Raw genomic sequence first — 22,368 nt, forward strand, 5'->3', positions numbered from 1 at the left:
CCGTGCCGACAGCGCCGCTCAGGCCGCAGAGAAGACCGACACGCCTACCACGAAGGTGAGGTGTCTGCACTGCCAGCATGTGCAGACGGTGCCAGTCAGCCAACCGACATTCGTGTGCGAGCAATGTAAGGCAGGCAGCTAAAGCGCCGTACTCGCCAACAACAGTCGAGGATCACAATTCAGCGCGAGACAGCACGTCGGCTTCGCTCAGCCTTTGAGTATCGGAAGCACCGGGCTGGTGGCGGGCGTCCTCGTGATGCGGCCACCGAGCAGATCGATGAAGGCGTCCGCGACTTGCAGCACAAGATCCAGCCTCAGGCCGTATCTTTCATACTCGCTATCACCCAACCCATTCCCGCCCAACTGATTGGCAACCAACCATGCCGGACGGATGTATCCGTCTTCAGCGATCGCGATCAGGGTCGCCCTTGCACATTTGGCGACCTTTGTCGCGATGGCCACCCGATCATCGGACGTCAGGTATTTGTCCAAGCCTGCATCCATACAGCCCATAAACTGCTCAACGCCCTGGAGCCGCCAGTGCTCGGCGGCGTCGGCCAGCCACGACTCGCGTTCCGCTGGAACGGCGTTCGCGGCGTTCGCCAACGCCACCAGCCAAGTGCCCAGGAGCCAGTCGCGGACCCAGAAGCCGACTTCGCCGCGATCGGCGAGAGTCATATCCACGAAACTGCTACCCATATATCCACGCCTCCTGTTTTCCGCCAGGGTCCGACACGACGTCGCATGCGTCGTCAACGTCGCGGAACCAACAAATCCCGTTCGGGAGACGTGAACTCGCCCACGACACCAAACACAACCACACTTTTAGCGTTGCCTTCGCCTGCCATGACGCCGATCATGGGTTGATGGCAACCAGTCCGCAGTTCATCGTGACCTTCCGTGGTGTTGAGGTGGGTCGCCACGAGACGCCCGAGCGGGCCGTCTCGGCCGCCAGGGCGGTAATCGACACCGAATTGGGTTCCCGGGTGGGCTCCGGCGACCAGGAGCCGGGTGAGTTGCCCAGGATCGAGTGGCAGCCGCCCCGGGTGCCGTTCCCATACGACGCGGCGGGGTACTGGCGTCACCGAGCACAATCGCGTTCGCCTGACGCAGAGGCAAAGCGGGCAGCGCCGACGCCGCCGACGCCACCGACGCCGCAAACCCCACCGACGCCGCCGACGATTGATCAGGGCCCTCGACCTTCCGAGCCTCCGCCACGACCCGCGCCGACTCTCGTACTTCCACTGCAAGAACGCGGCGTTTCCGGCAACGCCTCGATGCCGCCGCGTGGGCAGGACGCCTACCAACCCGAACCTCGTCCAGCTCCGGTGTCTGGCGGCCCTCCGCAGTGGGGACCTTCCGAGCGCCCGCCTGCACCGATGTACGGAGGTCCGCCGCCATGGACACCTCCGCCTCCTCAGCCGGCGCCAGAGGAGCCACGACCCAAGCGGCGATGGTTCGGCAAGAAGAGCGACGAATCGCAATAGAAGCTATGTCTGCGTGATGGCCTGCCGGCAAACCCAGCCATCGGGAGCGCGACCGGTCTCGATGAATCGGGCCAATTCCGCACTCGTTTGAGGCGGCAGGTCGGTGTCGGCTTGCGGATAGATGATCGGCTCCTCTTTGGAGTTGTGCCGGTGCAGTTGTTCCATCAGCTCACCGCAGGTATCCGCCAACTGCCGGGGGTCGTCTCCCCCGTCGAGCAGGCCGATCAAGGACTCCATGGTGCGCCACAACTCGCCGTGCTCGCGCATCATCACGAAGATCGGCATCATCATCCCGGCCTCCCGGATCGGCGGGAACAGAATGACCTCCTCCAGATAGATGTGCCGGCGCAGCGCCTCCAAGGCCGCGGTCAGCAGCTCGGGCTGCAGACTGCCACGATCGAGCTTTTCAATGAACGCCGCTATCCCACTGTCGATTTCGCGGTGTTCGCGTTGCAGGGCGTCAGCGAGCGCCAGGGCTGACATGGTTCGCCCCTCCGGGTCAGCCCGCGGTGCGCGACGCTGCGGTTTCGTCAAGCTCGGCGTCGACACTGATCTCGGCACCGGCAAACAATCGCGACACCGGACACAGGGCGGCAGCCGAGTCCACCACGGCCGCGAACGAATCGGCGTCGAGTCCGGCGACCTGCGCCCGGACCTTCAGCCGCGACCTAGTGATCGTCGGGACTCCATCGACCGCATCCAGGATCACCGTGGCCGCGACGTCGAGTCGCTGCGGCGGCGTGTTGCTCTCGCCCAGCTTCAACGCCAACGCCATCGCGAAACACGACGAATGCGCTGCTGCCGCAAGCTCTTCCGGACTGGTTTTGCCGCCAGCCTGCTCAGTCCGGGACGCCCAGGTCAACGGTAGGCCATCCAGTGCACCACTACTGCCCGCCGACAGCTTCCCTCCGCCCGACGCCAGCGGGCCTTCCCACGTGGTGTGTATGGCTCGTTCCGCAATGCTCATATCATCCATTCCTTCCAGGGCGCGCCAGCTATTTTTACAAGTCGTACTTGTGTAAACCCTAGACCGTCGCGGCTTGCGTTGGCTAGACCCATACTTCCGTCATGGCGTCGTTTACCGTCGGTAACCGCTTATGACATCGGGGTCGGGATCAATTCCCAAGCCCGGTCCCGGCGGGACTGAAATCCGGCCCGCCTTCGGAATGAGGGCATCGCCATAGATGTTCGCTTCCAAATCGAACCGGCGCCACTCAATCATGGACTCAGCCGTACCCAGCGCCGCGGTCGCATGAACCGCAGCGAGCAAGCCTGGACCGTCGTAAAAGGAGTGCGTCATCACCGGGATGTTGCGAATGGCCGCGAGCGGGAAAACTTTGCACAACTCGCTTATGCCTCCCATTTTGGCCGGGCTGGGCTGAACAAAGTCCACCGCTCCCGCGGCGAGCATTCGCTCGAATTCCAGCACGGTGGAAACGTTCTCGCCGGCCGAGATTGGGAGGCCGCTGGTTCTTCGCAGCTCCGCAAGACCATTGAAATTCTCCGGCGGCCAGAGTGGCTCCTCGAGAAACTTGACCCCAACCGCCCTGAGCTCTTGAGCCAAGGCACCGGCTTCGGCCAAGGTCCAGGGACAGCCGGCGTCGACGATCAGTTCCACGTCCGAGCCAGCTTCCTCGCGAGCTGCGCGGATCGCCGACAGGTCTGACTCGTGCAGCTTGACCACCTGAAATCCAGCATCGATTGCTTGCCGAACCACGGCGCGGACCAGCGACGGATCGGAATAGCAGGCCAAACTTGCGTAGCAAGTCATGGCGGACACTCCGCCGCCAAGAAGCTGACACACGGGAGCGTCGGCGAGCTTGCCCGCGATATCCCACAAAGCGATATCCACCGCAGAGAGCCCATAGGTCAAGGCACCGCCGCGTCCAAAAACGTGCAGCTTTTGTTGAACCTCCAGCATCAGGGGCCCGATTCGAGTGGCATCCTGGCCGACGCACAGCGGCGCGATCTGTTCGTCGACAGCAAGCTTGGCCGAATCGACAGCGCGATAACCGAAGGCTTCCCCCCAACCTTCCACGCCGTCGCGCGTCGTCACCTTGACGAGCAACGAGTCTGCGGCAGAAAGCTGGTCGCCCCAAAGGGACGCGCCGGGTGTGCTGCCGACCCGTAACGGGATACGCAGCGGAATCGCCTCGATGTCTGCGATGACGGCGGTGCGGTCGACGGGACACATGTGCGACTCCTTCGGCTATTTGGCTAGTTCCTCGAACGCCAGCGTGGCACGGGCGTAGGCATTGCCAACCGCGCACCACTGCCCAACCGGCTAGTCAGCCACCTTCTAGGCTCTTGGTCATGCGCACCCATGGGTGGGGCGGCGCTACGCCCGCCAGCGACGAAGAGGCGATCGAACGCATCCTCGACGCGGCCAGCGATGCCATCGACGAACGCGGAGCCGACATCCGGATAGCCGACGTGGCACGGACCCTGGGCGTGTCGCGCCAGACCGTCTACAACTACTTCCCCGGGACCAGCTGTCTGCTGGAAGCCGCGGCGACTCGGTCGGGGATGCGGTTTGTGCAGCGGATGGGCGAACACCTGGCCCGCTTCACCGATCCCGTCGATGCGCTGGTGGAAATTCTGGCCTACAGCCTGGAGTGGCTGCCCAGCGACAAGCACGTCCAACTGATGCTGGTGCACGACTTCCCCAAGGCCTCGACGGGCGTCACATCGGATGTGGGCATCAAATTCGGGCACGCCATGCTCGCGATGTTGGACGTCGACTGGACGCAGTACGGGCTGGACGGCACCGATCTCGACGATCTGGTCGAGTACCTGCTGCGGATTCTGCAGTCCTTCATGATCGACCCGGGCCGGCCGCAGCGCACCGGTGAGGTGCTACGGGCTTACCTGCGACGCTGGGTCGCGCCGGTGCTGACCTCGGAGCTCTCCACGGCGGATTGACGCGCTCACTCACACCCAACGCCCCCGCTACGGTCGCGCGCCCAGCCGAAACACCCGCCAACCGGCCTGCTGCCAACGAGTGACATCCAGGCAGTTGCGGCCGTCCACGATTACCCGGCCCCGCACCTGCTCGCTCAGGTCTTCGGGTTCCAGGTCGACGAACTCCTGCCACTCCGTGAGTACCAAGACCGCGTCGGCGCCCTCGCAGGCCTCGGCCACCGAAACCGCGTAATTCAATGTGGGGAACACGCGCTGCGCGTTTTCCAGGGCCTTGGGATCGTAGACGTTGACGGTGGCTCCGTTGAGCTGCAGCTGCCCCGCGACGTTGAGCGCGGGCGAGTCGCGGACGTCGTCGGATTCGGGTTTGAAAGCCGCGCCGAGCACGGCGATGTTCGCGCCGAGCAGCGCGCCACCGCACGCGGTGGTGGCCAGTTCGACCATCCGGGTGCGCCGACGCATGTTGATGCTGTCCACCTCACGCAGGAAGGTTAGCGCCTGGTTGGCTCCCAGCTCGCCGGCGCGCGCCATGAATGCGCGGATGTCCTTTGGCAGGCAGCCGCCCCCGAAACCCAAACCCGCGTTGAGGCATTGACGTCCGATGCGTGGGTCGTATCCCAGCGCGTCAGCCAGCAAGCTGACGTCGGCGCCCGCGGCTTCGCATACTTCGGAGACCGCGTTGATGAACGAAATCTTGGTCGCCAGAAAGGCATTGGCGGAAACCTTGACCAGCTCAGCGGTCTGCAGGTCGGTCACCAGGAACGGCACACCGGCGTCGAGCAGGGGCGCGTAGAGCTCGCGAACGGCCGCTTCGGCGCGCACCGAATCAGGTTGTACGCCAAGCACAATGCGGTCGGGCATCAAGGTGTCGCGGACCGCGAAACCTTCTCGTAGAAACTCGGGGTTCCAGGCGATTTCGACGTCAACTCCCTGAGGTGCCAACGCAGCGGCCCGGTTACCCAGCTCGGCTGCGGTGCCCACCGGGACCGTCGACTTGCCGACCAAAACGGCTGGCCTGGTCAGCCGGGGCACCAGCGCATCGATGACGGCGTGGACATGATGCAAGTCAGCGCCGTATTGGCCCTTCTTTTGCGGTGTGCCGACGCCGAGGAAGTGCACGTCGGCGAAGTCGGCCGCCATGTCGTAGTCGGTGGTGAACCGGAGTCGTCCCGCGGCCAGATTCTTGGCCAGCAGCTTCCGCAGCCCGGGCTCGTAGAACGGGATGTCGCCCCCGGCAAGCTTGGCGACCTTACCCGGATCGATATCGACCCCGACGACCTCGTGCCCCAGTTCCGCCATCCCGACGGCGTGGGTGGCGCCCAGATAACCGGTGCCGAACACGGTGCATCGCATACAACCGTGTCTAGGTTGCCGCAATGAGCTAACCGCATCGCGCCGCTGAGCGTTTGGCAAACGCCAAGTGACAGCTCTGAAGAACCGGCCGGGCTACAGGCCGGGGATTCCCGGGATCCCGAACCCTCCGCGGCCGCCGCCGTGTCCGCCGCCGTGGCCACCGCCGCCACCGTGGCCGCCGCCACCTCCGCCGCCCAATCCGGGGATGCCGCCGCCGCCAAGCCCGGGGATGCCGCCGCCGCCGCCACGGGGGCCATCGCCGCCATGGCCGCCGCCGTGACCCCCCTCACCGGGGATACCACCGCCGTGACCCCCGCCGCCGGGGATCCCACCGCCTCCCGGCACCGGTATTGGGACGGGGATCGGCACGGGCACGGGTGCCGGCGCTGCCGGCACCGGCGCAGGCGCCGGAGCGGGAGCTTGCGGCGCCGGGGCGGGCTCTTGGGGCACTGAGGCGGGAGCCTGCTGGGTTGGAGCGGGCGCCTTGGGCTCCGGAGTCGGCGCCTGAGGTGCCGGAGCGGGAGCCGCCGGTACCGGCGTGGGCGGGGCGACGATGTTGCGGTCGGGCGCGGGCCGCACCCCGGCCGTTGGCCGGATGCTGAGCGCCAGCGAAACCACCAGTGCCGCCACACCGACGATGAAGACCGCCGCCACTACGCTCCCGACCAGCGCGAACTTCCTACGCTCAGGGGAATCGACGATGCCGGTCAGCGCGGCCTGCCCGCCGGTGAGCGGCTCGTCGGGGACAGCGCTGTAGGCCAGTGCCAGCTCACCTGATTCGGAAGGTGGCGGGACATCGAAGTAGCCGGCATCGGCGACAAACGGGTTGACGACGCCCGTACCGGGATCCTGGGCATATGCCTGCGCCGCGGTGGATGACGAGAAAAGGGGCGCGTGAGCCGAGGCCAGCGCCGCGCCACGGGCCAACGCTGTCTCCGGCTCCTCAGGCGCACTCAACGGAAGCGTTGTCGCAGCCTCCAGCGCTGGCTTGATCAGCGGGATGTCGATGCCGGAGCCGACGACGAAAACGCCCTCCGGCCGCGCGCTCAGCTCCTCAGCGCTCGACACCATCGTCGCCAACTCAGCCACTGCCGCGTCGTCGTCTTCGGGTAGCGGGTAGCGCTGGATATCGGCGATGGACCCGTCGGCAGTGTCGACGACGGCCAAGGTCGCGCTTTCGGGCTCGATGAACAACAGCGCCGTGTGCGCGTAGTTGGTTTCGTTGCCCACCGCGTGGGCAAGTGCGGCCGCCGCGAGAAACGCCGACACCAACATGACGTTCTCGATCTTGCGGGCGGCCAACGCGTCGCGCAGGACCGCGGCCTCGGTCGGGTCGGTCCAGGTGACACCGGTCGATGCCAGCTGATAGCCGCCCTCGGCGGCGCCCTCCCGGGTGCCCAGGATCGCCGAGATGACCTGGCCGGCCGCAGCCACCGGCGCTTCGTCGACGACCTCGAAATTGTCCTCGTCGACGGTTGCGCCGTCGCCATTTTCACCTTCGACCAGCACCATCCGGACTGCCGTTGGCGCCATCGACACACCTAAGACGGTGTCCACAGCTCCTCCAATAGTCTTGATTGCCGGGCAGCGCACCAGAAGTGGTTCTTCACCACTTGATTTCCCCGAATGGCGCAATTCTACCCGTTAGAGCGCCGCGACGCCGTGACCCAGGTAACGCTGGCCATGCTGCGAAGCGGATGGCTACCTGCGTCCGAAGCCGCCGAAGCCGTGCCCGCCGCCAAAGAGCCCACGACCAAACAGCCCGCCGCCTAGGGGCCGACGCCCACCAAGGCCCGGCAACAGTCCTCGCTCGCGAGGTGGCTCGCCGCCCAGCCTGGGCACCGGCCCTCGGGGTGGCTGCGGCTCCGGCACCTGGGCTCGCGGTTGGACCACCGGAGCGCGCGGCACGACGCGCACCGGAGGCTGGGCGGCCGGCACGCGGATGGGTGCCATCGGAATCACCACCGGCGGCGGGGCGGCGGCAACCGCGGCCGGCGGCGGAGGCGCAGGCGCCGCCACCCGTGGGGCGACCGCTCGCGGTTCCGCCACCGGCGCGGATGGCTTGATCTCCGGCTTCGCAACAATCGGCGGGGCCGGTGACTGCTGGGTCGGGACGATGATGTTTTCGTTGGGACTGGGCCGCAACGCAACTGTGGGACGGATGCCGATCGCCAGCGCAATTTCCAGCGCTACCACCGCGCTGATGACGACAACCGACAGCGTGCTGCCTACCAGCAGGAGTCGCCTACGCAGCGGCGGGTTCTCGTCCAGATCGACGTCTTCGGCTTCGTCCGCCATATCGTCGGGAAGGGCGCTGTAGGCAATGTTGTCAATGCCGGTCCTGTCGTCGGCGGCAAAGTAGGAAAGCCGGTATTCCGGTCGACAAACGGTGTCTTCATCCAGCGCGTAAGCCCGCGCCGCCGTCGACGACGCGAACAACGGCGAATTCGCCGACGCCAGGGCCGCACCCTGGGCCAGGGCCATCTCGGGCTCTTCGGGCACCGACAGCGTCAGGGATGTTGCGGCCTCCAACGCCGGCTTGATCAGCGGTATGTCGACTCCGGAACCGACGACGAACACACCCTCCGGATGGGTCTGCAGCGATTCGGCGGCGGAGACCATGCCGACCAGCTCGGCTACCGCCCGTTCGTCGTCTTCGGGTAGCAGCTTTCGATGCACGTCGGTGATCGAGCCGTCGGAGGAGTCGATCACAGCCAACGTCGCGGCATGGGGCTCGACAAACAGCAGCGCGGTGCGGGCGTAGCTGGTTGCGTTGCCGACCGCCTGAGCCAGCGCTGCCGCGGCCATAAAGGCCGACACCAGCATGACGTTCTCGATCTTGCGAGCGGCCAACGCGTCGCGCAGCGCGGCGGCCTCGGCGCGATCTGTCCAGGTCACGCCGCTAGACAGCAGCTGACAGCCGCCCGCTGAGGCGCCTTCCCTGGTACCCAAAATGGCCGAGATGACCTGGGCGTGCGCAGTGCATGACGACTCGGCGATGACGTCGAAGTTCTCGTGGTCGACGGTGACCCCGTCGGCGTTCTCGCCTTCGAGCAGCACCATGCGGACCTTCGTTGGTGCCATCGAGACACCAAGCACGATGTCCACCACCGCTCAAGCCCCTTCTGAGTAGTTTGCTGAGCCGCCCGAATCTTCGAGGGCGGCATGAGGATTAGCTGCGGCGCTATCAAGTTCTATCTGACAACGAAACGGCGCGAATTTGTCAGCCGACCGTGCCGCTCAACTTTACTCGCGAAGCCGCTGAGGCCCAAGGCGTATTCGGGTTGCTGGCGACTACCTGTGGCCGCCGCCGAAGCCACCGCCGCCAAAGCCGCCGCCGCCGAACCCGCCGCCACCGCCGTGGCCACCGCCGCCGAAGCCACCGAAGCCGCCCCCACCAAATGGGCCACGGGGTGCCGGGGCCGGAGCGCTAATCGGTCCACGGCCGCCCCCGCCAAAGGGACCGTTGCCAAAAGGCCCGCGAGGGGCTGGGGCCGGGAGGTTGATCGGATTGCCACCTCCGCCGAAGGGATTAAGGCCGCCGCCACCAAAGGGGCCGCTCGGCGCGGGGACGGGGGCCTTGATGGGGCCGCCGCCGGGCTCGCCGGTTCCGATGCCGCCGCCTGGGTTAATCGCCTTGGGTGGTGTTCCCAGCCCAGGCTGGGTCTGATGCACGGGAGGCTGGGGAACCACGCCGCCGACTTGCGGTGGCGATGCCGGTTCCTGGCCGCGCGGTGAGGTTACAGCTCGCGGCGGCGATTGCGGCGGCGGAACCTGCACCAACGGTGGACGTGTTACCGGCTCGCGAGGTGCGAGTATCGGCGGTACCGGAACCGGCACCACGACTGGAACTCGCACCACCGGCGCTGGGGCCGGAGCGGCCGGAGCCGGAACGGGAGCCGCCGGTGCCGGTGCCGCGGCCGCGGGAGCCGGAACCGCGGGTGCCGCGGGCGCCGGAGCCGGAGCCGCCGGTGCAACCACGGGGTTGATGGGCTTCGGTGCGGCCGCCGGTGCCGGCAAGTCGACTTTCGGCTGGGCGGCAGGCACCTCAACAGGTGCCGGCGGGGGCGCCTGCTGCGTCGGGACGATGAGGTTTTCGGCGGGGCTGGGCTGCAAAGCGATCACATCCTTACGGATGCCGACCGCCGTCGCTATCTCCAGCGCCACGACCGCGGCGATAGCGACCACCGCCACCCCACTGCCGAGCAGCAGCATCGGCCTGCGACGCGCGCGCCTCCCGCCGGAACCGGCGACGTTGCCGATCACCGCGGTTGGGGCATCGGCGTCCTCGTCCGGCACTGCACTGTAGGCGAGTTGTTCGCCACCTTCCGTGGCATCCACGGAAACATCGGGGAACTTGAGGTATTCGGCCAGGAACGACGGGTCCACAGCGTCGGTGCCTGGGTCTAGCGAGTAGGCCAATGCGGTGGTTGAGGACACGAACAACGGTGCGCTGGCCGACGCCAGGGCCGCTCCTCGGGCCAGCGCCGTTTCCGGTTCCTCGGGCACGTTCACGACAAGCGATGTCGCCGCATCCAAATGGGCCTTGAGCGATGCGATGTCGACGCCGGAGCCGATCAGGAACACGCCGCCCACGGCTGAGCCCAGCTTCTCGAGCCCGACGACCATGTTGACGACGTCCGCGATGGCAGTCTGGCCAGCATCCCAGTTCAGCGGTCGTTTGCGAACGTTGGCGATGGAACCGTCGTTCGTGGCGACGACGGCCAAAGTGGCGCTGTCACGCTCCAGGTAAAGCACCGCGGTGCTTTCGTAACCCATTGCCTCGCCGACAGATTGGGTAAGCGCGGCCGCGGCCAGAAAGGCCGGGACCAGCATCACGTTCTCGATCTTGTGTGCCGCCAGCGCGTCGCGCAGAGCGTGCGCCTCCAGTTGGTCGGTAAAGGCCACACCGATGGAGGACAGTCGTAGGCCGGCATCGATTGCACCCTCTCGGGTACCAAGCATGGCGGCGATCGCTTGACCGGATACGCAGGTGCTCGATTCACCCGCGGGGGTGACGGCGATCTCGTCCTCTTCTACCGTGGCGCCGTCCGCGTTTTCGCCTTCTAGCAGAACCATTCGGATCGATGCTGGTGCCATCGACATCCCGAGCACGATATCCAAAGCAACCCCTCCAAGGTTTTTAGCTGGGCGTTGTCCGTGCGGAGGAGAAGCACAGACAATCTAATTATTGCTCATCGTGACTATGGCTGCACCCTACCGAAGCTATGTAGATCGTATGAAGTTTTGGTAGGAGCGAGACGGGGTCGGTCCCCGCTGCCCCTGGTACTTCGATCCGACACGTGAACTGCCGTAAGGATGTTCGGACGGGCTGGTCAACCGCAAGATGCACAGCTGCCCGATTTTCATACCCGGCCACAGGGTGATCGGCAGGTTGGCGACGTTGGACAGTTCGAGCGTGATGTGACCGCTGAAGCCGGGGTCGATGAAGCCCGCGGTCGAGTGGGTCAGCAGGCCAAGCCGGCCCAGGGAGGATTTGCCCTCGAGTCGGCCGGCGAGGTCGTCGGGCAGGCTGAACAGCTCCAGCGTCGACCCGAGTACGAACTCGCCCGGATGCAACACGAATGGCTCTCCGTCGATGGGTTCGACGAGGCTGGTCAGCTCGTCCTGCTGCTGCGCGGGATCGATGTGGGTATAGCGGGTGTTGTTGAACACCCGGAACATGCGGTCCAGACGCACATCGATGCTGGACGGCTGCACCAGGGCGTCGTCGAACGGGTCGATGCCCACTCGCCCGGCGGTGATTTCGGCCCTGAGGTCACGATCGGAGAGCAGCACCCGACGAGCGTAGCGCTCCGCTGACGAGTGCCCCGGGGCTCAGCGCAGATAGACTTCCCGCCCCGTGGGGTAGCCGCCACCGGTGGTGGTGACGTGGACGTGGTCATAGTGGCCGAGGCGGCTTGGCTGTGAACCGCTCGGCGTGTAGTAGACGCCGCGCCAGATCGCGTCTTGCATCCCGAATCGATCCGCGTTCGTCAGTACGAACTGGACGATCTGGTTCCCCAGCTCGATGCCCGCTTCGCTGTCCGGGTTAGGAATCATGACGTCGATCGCCAGACCGTTGGGATGCCACGGCAGCGCATCTGGTCGACAGCCGCCGATTTCGTGGATCTCGGGGAAGGCCGCACTGATGGCGCGCGCCGCCAAGATGGTTCTTACTTGTAGGCCGTGCTCCGAGGCGACCCCAATGGGCAAGAAACGTGATCCAATTCGCAATCTCGATGCCGCCATGAATTGGCCGTCAGTGTCATCCATTCCGGCCGCGTCACTCGAAATTTTCGGTATGGGCGCCGGCGCTCCTACGACCTGCGCGCAGCAAGGCGCGTCGTCAACGACGGCAGCTGGGCTGGCAACGGAATGGGCGGGACCTGGTTGAACGTCTCCGGCGGCGGCTAAGAACACTGCGGCAGGACCGAGCAGGAGAGCAAGGTGCACCGAACGATTTCGGCGTTTCCTTGGTAATGAGTGCCTTCCCACGTAAGGCACAATACGAGATCACGGCGAAATCACGAAACTATAACGTCGGCCTCTTAGATTTGACAGACTTTTATTAGGCGTGTGTCGCGGCTAATCGGATCGCTTAGTCACGTCGGGCGGGGGGAGCGACACCGGACGGAGCCCGGCCGCGGGCACGACGGCGGATGCTAGCCTTCTCAGGCGAGCGCGCCGATGTAGTTCAATGGCAGAACATCAGCTTCCCAAGCTGAATACGCGGGTTCGATTCCCGTCATCGGCTCCACCGTTTTCGCAGTTCACTCTATGTTTCGGAGTGGCACAGCCGGTTCGGTAGGGCCGGCGGTACCCCGGCGGTACCCCCGATTCAGCAACACTCACCACGCTGAGGGCACAGAACCGTTTGCTGTGGCGACTTCGCCGTTGTTCCTGCTAGACGGCATTGCACCGAAAGTCCAGCGGGCCGAAATGTCGCGGCTCCGGATCTGTGTCGAGATGGGGGAACAACTGGCCGTGATGCTGCCGCCCAAGTCCGCCCGAATCTTTCCCCAACAGATCAGGATACTTATGCACATGACGAGCGATGCACCTCACCGGCACCTCGATAGATGGGTACGCGAGTTCGAGCTCGCCCGTCCGAAGTACTTGACACTTGAGGAAGCGGCGGTAGCTGACCTTGAGATGATTTTGCGAGATCAGAACCTTCGCGGCCAAGTTCACGACATTCGACACCGGGTCAAGGAACTGGCTAGTTTCCGCGAGAAGATTGAGCGCAAGAACTACGTTGATCCCCTACGGGAAATGCGAGATCTCGTAGGAATACGGATCGTGTGCCTGTATCCGAGCGTTCTCGCTGATGTGGACAAAGCCGTGCGGTCGGCCTTCGAGGTCATTCGCTACGAAGACAAGAGCAAAGAGGGCTCGCCCGAATTGTGGCGGTACTCGTCTATCCACTACGACTGCCGAATACCGGCAGGGCACAGCGGCCCCCGATACGACGCGATAAAAGGCATCGCCTTTGAGGTCCAGGTGCGAACAATCCTCCAGGATGCTTGGGCGGTCGTCGAGCATAGGCTCGGTTATAAGAATGAGAGGAGCATCCCCGACGAACTGAAGCGTGAATTCAGTGCCCTCGCCGGACTCTTTCACATCGCCGACAACGGCTTTCAGGCTATCGCGGACCAAGTAAATAGGTCCGAGCAAGCTGCCGAGGCGACCGAGGCTGAGCTGGAACATCTTTACAATCGCGTCGACGATCGGGTCAGTCAGCGAGTCACCCGAGAGGAGGCCGCAGCAATTCAGACACAAATCGCGGCTTTGGAGAGCCGTACGGACGTCGAAATCGACCGGAGCAATTTGAAGGGCTTGCTGAGGAGTCTGTATAGCGACAGGCAACCCGCAAGTGACTATCAATATTCCGAATTCGTTGAGGAGTTAGCGGGAGCGGGTGTCGTTAGCCTGCCCAGGCTTAGGACGCTTCTCCGAGATGGTCGCAACCGGGCTGTTGCTCTAGAGGGCAAGCGCCCAGGATTCGACTCAGGGCGCCGCTTAGATGATGTCGGGTTCTCGCGCCTCGTAATGTCGGCCATGAGCCAGGAATTTCGAAACGTGCGCCTCCAGCGACAGGAACCGGGGCCTCGACCGCGTTGAGGCGCAGTGACCGCCCGCCTACGGCGACCGCTTCTGGTCCCGGACCATTGCCTGATATTGCTCGTACTGTTGCTGAACCTTGCTCGGAATCGCCACTAGCGTGCCTTCTTCCATGCGGTATGTCCTATCGGGGTCGCCTCGAAATGAAAGCCAATTGAAGCTGGTACTCACCCAGATATCGTCGAAGATAAGTATCTTGGCGTGGGTATTGCCGAGACGCGCAAATTCGAAGTTTCCGTAACGGTCTGCGAGATTTTTGAGTCTCCGGAGCGCGCGTTCATCCGATCCCGAGTCATCATCACCAATTCCATGAGCGATTGTCACTTCAACTTTCGCGCGCAGCCGCTGTTCGAGCTTCGAGATGAATTCGGTGTTGACGACACCGCCTCGGATCCAAGGGGAAATAATCAGCAGCCGCCTCTTCGCCGTAGTCAACGCTTCCGCAAGAAGATCCGCGTGTTCAAAGACGCTGACACTTCTGACGGGGGTCGTGCCGCTGACGCCGAAAGGCTCTTGCTGCCCCGCACTAACACTGACCGACTTCGGCTCGAGCTCTAACTCAGGGCCAGTACTGGGATACTCGCTGAGCGAACGCTGTTCCTCAAGTTCACCTTCGAGCAGTGGACGCGGCTCGGCGGGCTCGATCTTCAGGCCGAGCCGCTCCACTGCCCGTATTCGATCTAGGGCAACGCCGTGGTCGGCGGCTAGTTCATCGTCGATGCAAACCGCAAGTTCGATCTCACGCCGGCTTTCGTCTCCGAAGATGAGCAACTGCACTGGGAGGTACAGGTGTTTCCTGGTCACTACCTTATGGATCCGAAGCACTTGGACGCGGTCGTTGTTGCTTCTTTTCAGAAGTCGGTTGAACTCGGAAGGTGTGACATCGTCGTTGCCAATCCGGGCATGCTTAAGCGCGGGGAGGATGGTCATGCCCAAGTCTTGGGCTTCCTTTTTTGTGATCAGCGCTCTCTCAGGGTAATCAGCCAACCGCCAGGTGAGCCTGTCGAAGGCCAGAGGCAACTGCCGCAGAACCGGCCGGGTCGCCGCGAGGGTGGTGACGGCGTCTGAGCCAGCCTTCGACAGTGCCAGTCGTTCTCCACCACGTGTGCGATAAAGGTGATCTTCCGCGATCTGAGCGGCCACGGCGTCGAAGACGTAACCCGTATCAAGCCCTAAGTAGTCCGCAATCTCGGTTGGGGTATCGACGCCCAGGTTCACGAAACGAAGCGCAAAGGCTTCTGTGACCGGAAGTTCGGCTCTCTCCTGGGCCAGCGTATCCGCACGAATCATCGTCACCGGGATTACGGCGTCTTCCAATGCGATCAGCTGGAGGCCGGGCCGGGCTCCGCCGAATCGCCGCTGCAACGACGTAAAGTACCTAGACATTCTCAGCCGTCCGAATCGTGCAGTCATCCGGATGGTTTTCGATGTAGGCCAGAACGGACTTCAGGGCCCCCTTGGTCCCTCTGATGAAAGCCGAATCTCCCACGATGGTGAGCCCAAACCGGGCTCGAGAGAGTGCAACATTGATTCTGCGCCAGTAATCGGGACCGAGAAATCCGATCTCGTGGCGGCGGTTACTTCGGGTCACAGAGAAGAATGCAAGATCTGCTTCCCTGCCTTGGACCGAGTCGACCGACATCACCGATACATCAAGGTGCTTAAAAGATTGGACCGCGACGCGTCGTCGCAACTCGTCGACTTGGCTCTTGTAAGGCGCGATCACCAACACCTCTAGGCGCTTTTGCCCAGTGTCGGTCTTGATCAGCCGCCGCTCGATAGCGGCATCAATAGTCTGGAGTTGCGCCATGATGATCCGAGCCTCGCCCCGGTTTGCGTAGCTCTGGGTTCCGTACTCAAGACGTCCATCACCCAGAGGCGCCGTGTCGATCCATGTAACGGAACGCCCCATAACCATGTCGTAGCCGTCGAGACCTTTAGTGTTCGGCGAACGAAGCTCGTTCGCGTAAAAGCAACTCGAAATCAAGTCCCCGATCGGCCGAATCATGCGGTACTGCTCCGTGAGAGTCAGTTGGGAATGATCCGGTAAGTGCTCAACGAGTCGTTGAAACAAGGTTTCTGTGACATCTGCGCGCGAAAGGTTGTGCTCGTCAAGTAGGTCCCGTCTCCTCAGGAGATCCTCGTCGCTTGGCGGAAGCTGCCGCGTATCGCCCACAAGAATCCATCTCTTCGCGCGGGACATCGGAACGATGGCTTCGGTAAGAGTGGCCTTTGAAGCCTCATCGATGATGCATACATCGAACTCCAACTGACCGACGGCCTTGTTTCGCAGAAATCCAGTACAGGTGCCGGCAACGACTGAAGTGCCAGCCAGAAATAGGGTCGCTAAGCTGTCCTCAGCGCTGATCGAATCCAGCCAAAGTGCTTGAAGGCCAATGCGTCTCACCAGTTGGCGGGCCGCGCGGTCATCACCGAGCAAGACATCGATGGCGTTCCTAGCCTCTGCACTGCTGATGAGTTCGGGGAGGGTCAAATCGCCTTTCAGATGCGTTTGTGCGACCTTGGAAAGCTCTTGGCATCGATCAGCCAGGTGATCCAATCGAGCCTGTAGGCTTTCGGCGGGGTTCTCCTCTTCAATGGCGGTGACAAGGTCCGTCGGCCCGGACTCAGACGGCGCTAGCTTTGATAGGCGTTCCTCAACGGCTTCGTACTCTTGGGCGAGCGCTGCAAGCTGTTCCAGTGCTAGGACAGCTCGTAAGTGGGAAGTTTCTAAACCGAGATCCTTGGCCTTGACGGCGATGTGCGATTCGGCACGCGCACGCACCTTGGCCGCCCATTTGGCCGTCTGGGCATCCAGCAGAAACTCACGTACGGCAGGCTGCACGACCGAATCATCGGCACCCGCTAGCCGGACGAGCCGATCAACCCCTGCTTCGTGAAGGCGCTCGACTGCGTTGTCTACCGCTACGTGCGTCTGTGATGCGATCAACACCCTGCAATCGGGGCTTCGTCGAAGCAGCTGCTTTACGGTCTCGGTGATGAACCGGGTCTTTCCAGTTCCCGGAGGACCTTGAATGACTAACATCTCCGTTGCGCCCAAAGCTGTTTCGACGGCACGCATCTTTACGGGATCGAGTGCTTCAAACCAATTCTCCACGCTTACGCTCAAGGGAGCGCCATTGCAAGTTGGGTCCAGGATTAGTCGACGAAGGTCTGGGCTCGGCGTCGTGGAATTTTGAACGGCAACCAACGCGTTACGTTGTCGGCCGAGTGCGATGGCTGAGGGCGCGTCGTAGGCCACCAGTGTGGCCGTGGGCGGAAGCGAGCCGAGCGCTCTCGGCGAGAGCAAAACTAATTCATCTGAGTCTTGCTCGATGATCTCACCGTGGCCAAACCGTCGCCCGGACTGCTGATCGAGGATCTGCCAGTCGGTACCGATTAGATCAGCTTCACAGGGGTTGCTCAGTTCAAAAGTGTTCCTTCGGCCGACGCTGCGCACCTTCTTGTATTGGAGGGGTTGGTGCTCGCCGCGGGCGAGGTCTTCCCTCGCTTCGAGTAGCCGTAGCCACTTTTCGAACAACGCGGCGCTCTCGGAATCGACCCGCTCTTCGTCAGGTGTCTCTTCACCTCTCGCGAAGTCCTCTAGAAGGTCTTGAAGCCGCTGACGTCCGCGGTCGGCAGCGACGACGTCTGCAGGTTGTGTCGATACCCAACTGAAAATCGGGGGGAGCTCCAGTCCGTGGCGACGACCGCCTTCCAACTGCTCAAATTCCGGCGCAGGCGCCGCGATCACGACAAATCTTGGGCTCCCCTCGTCTCGCTTCAGGCTGTATCGGTGTTCTTCGCCGATAAGAATGATTCGGGAGCGGTCCAGTTCACCGGATTCACGGTCGATTGCAAAGTGGGCGAAGACAGTTCCGGCTAAGTCACTCTTCATCTTTGCGGCCGCTCGCGTGCGGTCCGGGGGAGCGCCAGCGAGGTGCTCTTGAGCCTTATTGGTCATGTCCAGCCAGACGGCATTCTGTGGCTTCTGGACGTCCGCTATTCCATCGCGAACTAACTTCCGGAACTCATCCGCCAGGACACGCGCGTTCGCAGGCCGTTCCGTGGGCTCGGGGTTGACGCACGCTTCAAGTAGGTTACGAATTTCGGCCGGTACCCGCACCGCCTCAAGTGCCCGTTGAATATCAGGAAAGTCTTCGATTGGCGCATCGCTAAGGCATTGGAGAATCACCACCCCGAATCCGTAGATGTCGCGCACATAGGGAAGTGCGGCTTGTTGCTCGGGCGGCGCATAAGGCCCCGAGCGGAAGTTCTGCACCGTCAGATCGGTGAATTCTTCGTTCATCTCTTTGGCAATGCCGAAGTCGGCAAGGAGTGGAGCACCGGAACTGGCTACGAGGATGTTGGCTGGCTTGATGTCCCTGTGTTGCACTCGATTCAGATGGGCATGCGCAAGGCCATCGAGCAATGGCTCCACGATCGACCGGTAAAACTCGCCCCAGTTTTTCCAAGGCGGATCGTTCAGCAAGTCGATGAGGCTGCGGTCAACCCAATCTAGCACTACGTAATATCTGCCCAATTCGTCGATTCCAGAGTCCCTAAACCGAACAATATTCGGATGACTCAATTTGCGCAGAGCCCTTGTTTCTCTCTCGAAAACCTTGCGGGTGAGTTCATCGGAATTGCCATTGATGAATTTGACCGCGACTTGTGATGCGTCTCGCACATCGACAGCTTTGCGAATATGAGAGAGGCCGCCCACGCGACGGTCGTCACCAACGAGGAAAAAGTGCTGGCCGACTTGTTCTGGCAACTGCGCCTCCAATAGGGCTCTTCTCTGCAGGAGAGTAGCGTGGTGAACCGACGCGTGGTGAACCTAGCCGGTTGTGCGGACTCGTTGGAGTTCGGAGGACAGTACGGGACTCTCGTCGGCAGTCTGCCCACGGCGTGGGCGAATAGGCGTGGACCGGGGCGATACGAACAGGCACCCTGTCACTACGCGATCAACCCTAAACCCGCAGCTGGATCACGTTCCCGTCGTAAATCTCTGACGCACGAGCCGCCATCGCCCCGAGCGCGGCCATCTCGTCGTCGTGGTCGGCCTTGGCGTAGAGGTGCGTGTAGACGAGTTCGGTCGTCGTCGGGTTCGCGTGCCCCATCCACTCGGCAACCTGGCGAACCGAAATGCTGGGGACCGCCGCACACAGGCTCGCGTAGGTGTGTCGGAGCGAGTGGAACCGCAACCCCGCCGGCAGGACCGCGTTGCCCGACGTCCGGTTGGCGCGGAGCACGGCGGGCCGGAACACCGCCTTATAGAACGTCGGGTGGCGTAACGGCTGGATCCAGTCGAGCACCAACCGCTTCTCAGCGTCCGCCACGGTGATTTCGGCGAGGGCCTCGGCCTGCCTTCGCGCGCAGTCCTTCGCCGACGCGCTCAGTGCTGCCTCGCTCACAGCCGTAGTGGCCGCTCCGGGCGCGGCGGGTGTCGCCCGCACCCCAGTTGGCCGGGGCGTCGTCAGCCGCATTCCGGGGAATAGGGGCGCGCTGGGATCTTGCCGACGCGGATGATCGGCGAGGTAATCGCGGACCAGGCTTGCGGTCGGCCCAGGCACCGGCACTGTTCGCAGCGAGCCGTCCGTCTTCGTGAGGCCGTGGGCGGCAGCGGTTCGCTCAACGTGCACCTTCATACCCCCATTGGGCGAGACCTCGATGTCCTGGATTTGTAGCCCGCCGAGTTCCGCCGCGCGAAGTCCCGACCACGCCGCCAGGTTCACCAACACGTTGTACGGCCACGGCGTCGCCTCTACGAGAGCCGAAACCTGTGCAGCGGTGAGGAACTGCATGCGATCCACCACGCCCACCTTCGCGCCCTTTGCGCCCCTTTCCTTGGGCAGCTTGACGTGTTCGGCGGGGTTCTTCGCCAGCCGGCCATCCACTACGGCCTGCTCTAGCACCATGCGAACGGTCCAGAACGCATGCCGCACGGTGGATGGCTTTTTGCCCGCCTCGGTGAGCTGGTTGACCCAGGTTTGGATGTACTCGCGGGTGATCTTGTTGAGCGGGTAGCCGCCGAACACTGCGTCAATGCCGAGCGTCTTCCCGTCGCCACGACGGCTGGCGGCCGAGGCTAGAGCGTAGCGGTGGTTCTCGGCGTTGTTGCGGGTGTCGGCCTTGCGCGACTCCAACCAGATCGCCGCCGCATGCCGGAACAGCATCTTGCCCTTCGCCGGATCGAACACGATCCCCTGCGCCGCTGCGCTCTCGGCGTTGCGCGCGTAGTCGGTCGCAGCTTTCTTGGTCGTGAAGCCACCCTTGCTGTGGTCGGTGCCGTCTGGGTCGCGCCACTTCGCCACATACCTTATTGCGCCGCTTTGCGTTACGCGCTTCTGCGTCCTTGCCATCTCAATAATCCTGTTCGGTCGGTGTGGGTGCGGTGGTCACGTAGGTGTCGCCGCTGACGGCAGCGCTGACGTTCGATTGGGGTGACGCCGTAGTTGTAGGCAGGTGCCCTGGCGTGGCCGTCCGGTGTGCGGCAGGCGAGCGGCCTCATGCGGCGGTGTCCTGCCTGCCAATGCGCGCCAAAATTCGCGCGACGACGGGGCTGGTCCACCGACCACCGCGCTTGGTTGGGTGGCCCTCCTGAGCGAGCACGCGGGCGATCTCGCGGGTGGAGTAGCCCATAGCCTGTAGCCCCCGCATGCGAGCCAACGCGGCCTGCTCGGCGGGCTCCGGGATCAGCGCACCGTGCGGGTTGTCGGCGTTGGGCTTGTCGACCCGCCACCCGTACGGTGGCGAGCCAGTGGCGTGGCCGCCGTTCGCGGACTTGGCGTTGCGGCCGTCGCGGAGTCGCTTGGCGATGAGCCGGCGGTCCAACTCGTGAAACACCCCGCGCATCTGGCGCATGGCCGTCCGCATGGGGTCGTCGGGGTCATCACGCGGAACCTCCTGCGGTGGAACAGAAGTGAACACCCCGCCTGCGTCGCTGGCCCAGACCTCAGCCAAGACTGCCTCTTGCACACTTACCGCGCGGGCGAGCCGGTCGAGGTCACGCACGATCAACCCATCGGCCTTGCCGTGGCGGACGAGCGCCAAGGCGGTGAGCAGGCCGGGGCGGTCGGCCGCATCAAGCGCGCCACTCTTGCCCTCGTCAGCCGGCCAGGCCACGACTTTCGCATCCAGCGATTTGGTGGCTTTGCGGATGGCTTCGCGTTGCACATCGAGCCCATAGCCGTTGTCGGCTTGTTCAATGGTAGAGACCCGCAGGTAAGCAACGAGTTTCATGAGCGGGTCACGTTCCGCTCGGCGTGTTCGACGTGCCAGGCGTAGGTGGCCAGGTACTCCATCAGGTCCTCGTAATCACACTCTGCGAGCACGCTGTTCCGCTCGCCCGCAACAACTTTCCACAAGCCGTTGTCACGAATGAGCGTCACCGCCGGGTACTCGCGTAGCGGATAGGGCATCTCGTGTAGGCCTAGGTCTTCAATGGGTGGCCCGCCGCCAGCGAGCCAGTCGGCAGGGTATTGCACGTTCTCCACGTCGGTTCCTCTCGTCGGTGTGTCGCCCGCAGGCCCGCGACCAGGTAGGCCGCTGAACCTTTAGATTGCGCGGCGCCTCGCCCCGAAGCTTACGCCAGACAGCACACTTCGATATGCCTTATATCTGCTGCTCTATCCGCTGTGGCAAACTACCCGCTTCGCGAATTTGGTCCGCGGATCATGGGGCCAGCCCGTCTCTACCGCATCCGCCGAATCCTTCCCTTACGGCGAATTTGGCCGGTTCGCTTCCGAGATTCCCGCATCACGTCGGCTGCTTCGTCTTGGGTCAATGCGCGCAGCGCTGCTACCGGCGCCAGAGAGGTTGCCGATTTATCGGCGGGTCGCTCGGCTGCGCCGAGTCGGTCCGCATCGCCTACGGTGGCTCTAGGCCCGTAAGCGCGGGGCTTCTGCAACGGTACGACTTCGGCGTCCACTACCTCCAATTCGCGCGCGGCCCGGGCGAGATCACCATCGCGCAGGGCACCCAGGGCGCGATGTTCTGCGCGTGTGATGCTGGCGAAGGCGACATCACGTAAGACTTCTTCCCAAGGTTCGAGTGGCTTGGCCGAGAGCTCAAGGGCCTGCTTGGCGCTCAGGCCAGCGCGGTCGAGTGCATCCTTCACCGCCTGCAGCTTCACGGCCTCTGACTCTGCGCCTGTGGCGATTCCGAGCAATTCACGGGCCATCCGATCGGCCGCCAGTGCCAGGCGTTCACGCGCCTTCGCGATTACTTGCGGTGCGGCGCCACCGTGAACGCGGCATACGGTTGCCCCTGCGCGCGCGGGCAGGCGGCACTGCTCGCGATTCTTACGGTGTGCAACACACCGGTTTTCGGGGTGTGCATAGTTCGCCCACCACTCTTCGGAGAACTTCATGATAGGTCCAATCCGTTATAGGTCATCTCTCTGCGAGGTCGTCTAATGCGGGTATGCACGGTCATGCAATCTTCAACCGGTAACCAGGATCCTCTATCCCCGCGGCCGAGT

General features: G+C 63.5%; 19 protein-coding genes and 1 tRNA gene. 4 read left to right on the top strand and 16 right to left on the bottom strand.

Annotated elements, in window-relative coordinates:
• Positions 1–207: 207 nt before the first annotated feature.
• A complete protein-coding gene (locus AC5Y21_RS18050; protein ID WP_499914290.1) occupies positions 208–699 on the bottom strand; it encodes a hypothetical protein in 492 nt (163 codons plus the stop codon).
• A 167-nt stretch (positions 700–866) separates the two neighbouring features.
• On the opposite strand from AC5Y21_RS18050, the gene AC5Y21_RS18055 reads away from it, so the two are divergent.
• A complete protein-coding gene (locus tag AC5Y21_RS18055) occupies positions 867–1,487 on the top strand; it encodes a hypothetical protein (protein ID WP_499914292.1) in 621 nt (206 codons plus the stop codon).
• Positions 1,488–1,490: 3 nt separating this feature from the next.
• Here AC5Y21_RS18055 and AC5Y21_RS18060 read toward each other — a convergent pair whose 3' ends face one another.
• From AC5Y21_RS18060 to AC5Y21_RS18070, 3 genes are all read right to left on the bottom strand, one after another.
• Positions 1,491–1,970 carry a hemerythrin domain-containing protein gene (locus tag AC5Y21_RS18060; RefSeq protein ID WP_499914293.1) on the bottom strand — a complete coding sequence of 160 codons (480 nt, stop codon included), beginning with the start codon at positions 1,968–1,970 and terminating at the stop codon, positions 1,491–1,493.
• A 16-nt stretch (positions 1,971–1,986) separates the two neighbouring features.
• Complete coding sequence (locus AC5Y21_RS18065) at positions 1,987–2,454, bottom strand: OsmC family peroxiredoxin (protein WP_499914295.1); 468 nt, start codon at positions 2,452–2,454, stop codon at positions 1,987–1,989.
• A gap of 111 nt (positions 2,455–2,565) precedes the next feature.
• Complete coding sequence (locus AC5Y21_RS18070; RefSeq protein WP_499914297.1) at positions 2,566–3,681, bottom strand: mandelate racemase/muconate lactonizing enzyme family protein; 1,116 nt, start codon at positions 3,679–3,681, stop codon at positions 2,566–2,568.
• A 119-nt stretch (positions 3,682–3,800) separates the two neighbouring features.
• Here AC5Y21_RS18070 and AC5Y21_RS18075 point away from each other — a divergent pair, with 119 nt between their 5' ends.
• Entirely contained in the window at positions 3,801–4,409 is a 609-nt protein-coding gene (locus AC5Y21_RS18075) for a TetR/AcrR family transcriptional regulator (RefSeq protein ID WP_499914299.1), read from the top strand.
• A 27-nt stretch (positions 4,410–4,436) separates the two neighbouring features.
• Here AC5Y21_RS18075 and AC5Y21_RS18080 read toward each other — a convergent pair whose 3' ends face one another.
• The 6 genes from AC5Y21_RS18080 to AC5Y21_RS18105 form a co-directional block, all read right to left on the bottom strand.
• On the bottom strand, positions 4,437–5,759 hold the full coding sequence (locus AC5Y21_RS18080; RefSeq protein ID WP_499914301.1) for a UDP-glucose dehydrogenase family protein: 1,323 nt from the start codon (positions 5,757–5,759) through the stop codon (positions 4,437–4,439).
• Positions 5,760–5,852: 93 nt separating this feature from the next.
• Positions 5,853–7,316 (bottom strand): DUF7159 family protein, encoded by a 1,464-nt coding sequence (locus AC5Y21_RS18085; RefSeq protein WP_499914303.1) that lies wholly within the window; start codon positions 7,314–7,316, stop codon positions 5,853–5,855.
• Positions 7,317–7,460: 144 nt separating this feature from the next.
• On the bottom strand, positions 7,461–8,870 hold the full coding sequence (locus AC5Y21_RS18090; protein WP_499914306.1) for a DUF7159 family protein: 1,410 nt from the start codon (positions 8,868–8,870) through the stop codon (positions 7,461–7,463).
• A gap of 183 nt (positions 8,871–9,053) precedes the next feature.
• Positions 9,054–10,874, bottom strand: coding sequence for a DUF7159 family protein (locus AC5Y21_RS18095; protein WP_499914432.1), 1,821 nt, complete (start codon positions 10,872–10,874; stop codon positions 9,054–9,056).
• A gap of 111 nt (positions 10,875–10,985) precedes the next feature.
• A complete protein-coding gene (gene dcd, locus AC5Y21_RS18100; RefSeq protein WP_499914308.1) occupies positions 10,986–11,558 on the bottom strand; it encodes a dCTP deaminase in 573 nt (190 codons plus the stop codon).
• 39 nt (positions 11,559–11,597) lie between these two features.
• Positions 11,598–12,257 carry a VldE C-terminal domain-containing protein gene (locus AC5Y21_RS18105; RefSeq protein ID WP_499914434.1) on the bottom strand — a complete coding sequence of 220 codons (660 nt, stop codon included), beginning with the start codon at positions 12,255–12,257 and terminating at the stop codon, positions 11,598–11,600.
• Between the two features lie 188 nt (positions 12,258–12,445).
• Here AC5Y21_RS18105 and AC5Y21_RS18110 point away from each other — a divergent pair.
• Together AC5Y21_RS18110 and AC5Y21_RS18115 are read left to right on the top strand one after the other, a co-directional pair.
• Positions 12,446–12,519, top strand: a tRNA-Gly gene (locus AC5Y21_RS18110).
• Positions 12,520–12,641: 122 nt separating this feature from the next.
• Positions 12,642–13,883 (top strand): GTP pyrophosphokinase, encoded by a 1,242-nt coding sequence (locus AC5Y21_RS18115; protein ID WP_499914310.1) that lies wholly within the window; start codon positions 12,642–12,644, stop codon positions 13,881–13,883.
• Between the two features lie 18 nt (positions 13,884–13,901).
• On the opposite strand, the gene AC5Y21_RS18120 is transcribed toward AC5Y21_RS18115, so the two are convergent.
• The 6 genes from AC5Y21_RS18120 to AC5Y21_RS18145 all read right to left on the bottom strand — a co-directional run bounded on the left by AC5Y21_RS18120 (position 13,902) and on the right by AC5Y21_RS18145 (position 22,020).
• Positions 13,902–15,248 (bottom strand): phospholipase D-like domain-containing protein, encoded by a 1,347-nt coding sequence (locus tag AC5Y21_RS18120; protein WP_499914312.1) that lies wholly within the window; start codon positions 15,246–15,248, stop codon positions 13,902–13,904.
• Positions 15,249–15,261: 13 nt separating this feature from the next.
• Positions 15,262–18,672 (bottom strand): AAA domain-containing protein, encoded by a 3,411-nt coding sequence (locus AC5Y21_RS18125; RefSeq protein WP_499914314.1) that lies wholly within the window; start codon positions 18,670–18,672, stop codon positions 15,262–15,264.
• A gap of 184 nt (positions 18,673–18,856) precedes the next feature.
• The gene (locus AC5Y21_RS18130; RefSeq protein WP_499914316.1) at positions 18,857–20,248 is read right to left on the bottom strand and encodes a site-specific integrase; all 1,392 of its coding nucleotides are present in this window, start codon (positions 20,246–20,248) and stop codon (positions 18,857–18,859) included.
• A 145-nt stretch (positions 20,249–20,393) separates the two neighbouring features.
• Positions 20,394–21,128 carry a recombinase family protein gene (locus AC5Y21_RS18135; RefSeq protein ID WP_499914318.1) on the bottom strand — a complete coding sequence of 245 codons (735 nt, stop codon included), beginning with the start codon at positions 21,126–21,128 and terminating at the stop codon, positions 20,394–20,396.
• Complete coding sequence (locus AC5Y21_RS18140; RefSeq protein ID WP_499914320.1) at positions 21,125–21,382, bottom strand: hypothetical protein; 258 nt, start codon at positions 21,380–21,382, stop codon at positions 21,125–21,127. The genes AC5Y21_RS18135 and AC5Y21_RS18140 overlap by 4 nt, the downstream gene beginning before the upstream one ends.
• Positions 21,383–21,579: 197 nt before the next feature.
• The gene (locus tag AC5Y21_RS18145; protein ID WP_499914322.1) at positions 21,580–22,020 is read right to left on the bottom strand and encodes a hypothetical protein; all 441 of its coding nucleotides are present in this window, start codon (positions 22,018–22,020) and stop codon (positions 21,580–21,582) included.
• Positions 22,021–22,368: the final 348 nt, after the last annotated feature.

This window comes from Mycobacterium sp. NGS41 (assembly GCF_059812725.1).